The sequence below is a fragment of the Enterobacter cloacae complex sp. 277I4 genome (genome assembly GCF_050031465.1).
Taxonomy (GTDB): domain Bacteria; phylum Pseudomonadota; class Gammaproteobacteria; order Enterobacterales; family Enterobacteriaceae; genus Enterobacter; species Enterobacter cloacae.
The window spans coordinates 1-518 of sequence record NZ_JBLGWC010000010.1 but is presented as its reverse complement, the minus strand read 5'-3'; the positions used below and the strand labels follow the sequence as shown (position 1 = coordinate 518).

Annotated in this window: 1 pseudogene; it reads right to left on the bottom strand. The window is 49.8% G+C overall.

Annotated features, from left to right (window positions below):
• Nucleotides 1-32 precede the first annotated feature (32 nt).
• Nucleotides 33-518, bottom strand: a pseudogene (locus ACQG19_RS27465) (IS110-like element IS5075 family transposase); the annotation flags it as partial.

The following is a 518-nucleotide window of genomic DNA, read 5'->3' as shown; positions in this document are numbered from 1 at the left end:
GAATGATTGTTTAAACTGGTGTATTTCTGCCTTTATGCTTCGTAAGTTTGCTGTCGCGCCGTCAGTGCCCAGGCTATTCTGGCCAGCTTGTTTGCCAGAGCACAGGTGACGACAAAGTTGCTTTTCCGACACAACAACTCCCTGACCCAGTCGGCCAACTTGCCAGACTGGTGTTCCAGTTTTTGTATGAATACCCTGGCACACTGAACCAACAAAGTTCGGATCTTTTTGTTGCCCCGCTTGCTAATCCCTAACAATGTCGTCCGACCTCCCGTGCTGTACTGTCGGGGTACCAGCCCTGTTGCCGCCGCAAAGTCACGGCTGCTGGCGTACTGCTTCCCGTCGCCAATCTCAGTTGAAATAGTACTGGCAGTCAGCGTTCCAACGCAGGGAATACTCAGCAAGCGCTGTCCAACCTCATCTTCGTCCAACTTTCGTTTCAACTGAGATTCCAGATCTTTAATCTGCTCAACAAGATAGTGATAATGCTGTTGTAATTTCAGCAGTAACTGGCTGAG